At 55.2% G+C, this 3,120-nt stretch carries 3 protein-coding genes; 2 read left to right on the top strand and 1 reads right to left on the bottom strand.

Annotated features, from left to right (window positions below):
• Nucleotides 1-244: septal ring assembly protein ZapB (gene zapB / locus QRD42_RS05405; protein ID WP_088222135.1), on the bottom strand; the 244-nt coding region annotated here is incomplete at its 3' end.
• 392 nt (nucleotides 245-636) lie between these two features.
• Here zapB and QRD42_RS05400 point away from each other — a divergent pair.
• Together QRD42_RS05400 and glpK are read left to right on the top strand one after the other, a co-directional pair.
• Nucleotides 637-1,488, top strand: a complete 852-nt coding sequence (locus QRD42_RS05400; protein WP_072571335.1) for an MIP/aquaporin family protein — start codon at nucleotides 637-639, stop codon at nucleotides 1,486-1,488.
• Nucleotides 1,489-1,508: 20 nt separating this feature from the next.
• On the top strand, nucleotides 1,509-3,017 hold the full coding sequence (glpK, locus tag QRD42_RS05395) for a glycerol kinase GlpK (RefSeq protein WP_072571336.1): 1,509 nt from the start codon (nucleotides 1,509-1,511) through the stop codon (nucleotides 3,015-3,017).
• Nucleotides 3,018-3,120 lie beyond the last annotated feature (103 nt).

Here is a 3,120-nt window from a genome sequence, read left to right as displayed (position 1 = left end):
AGACTTCTTCCATGCGGCCTAATAAAGCCTGCAGACGATCCTGCCAGCCGGACTGCTGTTCTCTCAGTTCGTGGTTCTCACGCTCCAGCTGCTCGCGGGAGTGCTGTGCGGACTGCATTTCCTGCGACAGCGAGTTGTTCTTTTCTTTCAGCTCTTCGATTTCCATCTGCAGCAGGGTGATGGTATCAATCGCCTGCTGTACTTTCGCTTCCAGCTTCTCAAACACTTCTAATGACATAGTCATACCTCTCCTGAATTCCGATTTGCAAGGCGACGCCCGTTTCAACGCGCACTCTATCCCCCCGATTGTATGGAGCGACCACGCGCCTGTCCAGCGACAACCCTTGTAGATCGCGCTTTGCAACACTTTTAAGCATATACCTGGTGCGTTTGGCGAAACTACCCCTAAATTGTTAACGCATTCGTTAATGAAATGATTCAGCTCACTTTTCGAGCTGTTGGTAAAACGCGCTTTATAGCGCGAAAACGCTCATTTTATTGACGGAGTACACACATTTTGATTTCGATATTTCTCGTTTTTGCTCGTTAACGATAAATTAACACCGTGTCTACAGGGCATCGTGACTGTCATTGAGTCGCGCTAACAATAACCATTACACTCTTCAGGATCCGATTATGAGTCAAACATCAACCTTGAAAGGCCAGTGCATCGCCGAATTTCTCGGAACCGGGTTGTTGATTTTCTTCGGTGTCGGATGTGTCGCAGCGCTGAAAGTGGCAGGCGCCACTTTTGGACAGTGGGAAATCAGTATTATCTGGGGTCTGGGCGTGGCGATGGCCATCTACCTGACCGCAGGGGTTTCCGGGGCACATCTTAATCCGGCGGTAACCATTGCGTTATGGCGATTTGCCTGTTTCGACGGGCGTAAAGTTGTACCATTTATCGTTTCTCAATTTGCCGGCGCGTTTTGCGCAGCGGCGATCGTTTACGGGCTTTATTACAATCTTTTCATCGACTTCGAGCAATCGCATCAGATGGTGCGCGGTAGCGTCGAAAGTCTGGATCTGGCAGGCATCTTCTCAACTTATCCGAATCCGCATATCAATTTTGTGCAGGCCTTCGCGGTTGAAATGGTGATTACCGCTATTCTGATGGGCGTGATCATGGCGCTGGGCGACGATGGCAACGGCATTCCGCGCGGCCCGCTGGCTCCGCTGTTAATCGGTCTGCTCATCGCGGTGATTGGGGCATCCATGGGGCCGCTGACCGGCTTTGCGATGAACCCGGCGCGTGATCTTGGTCCTAAAACCTTCGCCTGGCTTGCCGGCTGGGGTGACGTTGCCTTTACCGGCGGCAAAGATATTCCTTACTTCCTGGTGCCGCTGTTTGGGCCAATCGTGGGCGCGTCTCTGGGTGCGTTTGGCTATCGTAAGCTGATTGGCCGCCACCTGCCCTGCGATACCTGCGTAGTGGAAGATGAGAAGGCTCCGGCCAGCGCCACTGCACAACAAAAAGCTTCGCTGTAATGTGACTACGGGACAAAATTATGACTGACAAAAAATATATCGTTGCGGTTGACCAGGGAACCACCAGCTCCCGTGCCGTTGTAATGGATCACGACGCCAATATCATCAGTGTCGCGCAGCGCGAATTCGAACAAATTTATCCAAAGCCAGGCTGGGTTGAACATGACCCGATGGAAATCTGGGCGAGCCAGAGTTCAACGCTGGTGGAAGTGCTGGCGAAAGCCGACATCAACGCCGATCAGGTGGCTGCCATTGGTATCACCAACCAGCGCGAAACCGCTATCGTATGGGATAAAGAGACCGGCAAGCCGATTTACAACGCCATCGTCTGGCAGTGCCGTCGTACTTCCGACATCTGTGAGCATTTAAAACGTGATGGCCTGGAAGATTACGTGCGTAAAACCACCGGTCTGGTGATCGACCCGTACTTCTCCGGGACCAAAGTGAAGTGGATCCTTGACCACGTGGAAGGTTCCCGCGAGCGCGCTAAGCGCGGCGAACTGCTGTTCGGCACCGTCGATACCTGGCTTATCTGGAAAATGACCCAGGGGCGCGTACACGTTACGGATTACACCAACGCCTCCCGTACCATGCTGTTCAACATCCACACGCTGGAATGGGACGCCAAAATGCTGGAAGTGCTGGATATTCCGCGGGAAATGCTGCCGGAAGTCCGCAAATCTTCAGAAGTGTACGGCCAGACCAACGTCGGCGGTAAAGGCGGCACCCGTATTCCTATCGCCGGTATCGCCGGTGACCAGCAGGCGGCGCTGTTTGGCCAGCTGTGCGTTAAAGAAGGGATGGCTAAAAACACCTACGGCACCGGCTGCTTTATGCTGATGAACACCGGCGAAAAAGCGGTGGCGTCCGAGCACGGTCTACTGACCACCATCGCCTGCGGTCCGCACGGCGAAGTGAACTATGCGCTGGAAGGCGCAGTGTTTATGGCGGGCGCATCCATCCAGTGGCTGCGTGATGAAGTGAAGCTGATCAGCGATGCGTTCGACTCCGAATACTTCGCCACCAAAGTGAAGGACACCAACGGCGTGTACGTCGTGCCGGCCTTTACCGGTCTGGGCGCGCCTTACTGGGACCCTTATGCCCGCGGCGCGATCTTCGGCCTGACCCGTGGCGTGAACTCTAACCACATCATCCGTGCGACGCTGGAATCCATCGCCTATCAGACCCGCGATGTGCTGGAAGCGATGCAGGCCGACTCCGGTATTCGTCTGCACGCCCTGCGCGTGGACGGCGGCGCGGTGGCTAACAACTTCCTGATGCAGTTCCAGTCCGATATTCTCGGCACCCGCGTGGAACGTCCTGAAGTGCGTGAAGTGACGGCGCTGGGCGCAGCTTATCTGGCGGGCCTGGCAGTGGGCTTCTGGCAGAATCTGGATGAGCTACAGGAAAAAGCGGTCATTGAGCGTGAATTCCGTCCGGGCATCGAAACCACCGAACGTAACTATCGCTACAGCGGCTGGAAGAAAGCGGTGAAACGCGCCATGGCGTGGGAAGAGCGCGACGAGTAATTTTCCCCTCACCCTAACCCTCTCCCCATGGGAGAGGGGATTATTCGGTGCCCCGTTCCTGCCCTTCCCCTCTCCCTCAGGGAGAGGGCCGGGGTGAGGGTGG

It is taken from the genome of Enterobacter sp. PGRG2, assembly GCF_030291195.1.
Classification (GTDB): Bacteria; Pseudomonadota; Gammaproteobacteria; order Enterobacterales; family Enterobacteriaceae; genus Enterobacter_D.
The sequence above is the reverse complement of the archived record's forward strand: the minus strand, read 5'-3'. Positions and strand labels throughout refer to the sequence as shown.